Below are 270 nucleotides of genomic sequence, written 5' to 3' on the forward strand. Positions count from 1 at the left end.
GACCCGATCCCGGTGCAGGCCAGCGAGCCGGTCCCGGCGGCGGCGAGGTCGAATACGTTGCCGTCAGGTTGCAGGCAGGGGTGGTTGACGTCGGCGCACGACGCGTTGAGGTGGATGTGCTGGATCTCGATCTCCGGCACGTCGGCGTCCGACGTGTTGAAGATCGACAGCTGGGCGGTGAAGGCATCGCCCGGGAAGGTGGTGGCGGGGAAGTTCGGCGCGATGCTCAGCGCCGCCCCCGGGTTCGCCACGGCGGGCGCCGCGGCGAGC

The 270-nt window shown here is 71.1% G+C and carries 1 protein-coding gene; it reads right to left on the reverse strand.

What is annotated here, in order from left to right; genetic code table 11:
• A partial coding sequence (locus ACYYG1_RS17485) for a hypothetical protein (RefSeq protein ID WP_461211614.1) occupies positions 1-270 on the reverse strand: 270 nt, incomplete at both ends.

It is taken from the genome of Desulfocurvus sp. DL1XJH-121 (assembly GCF_054819825.1).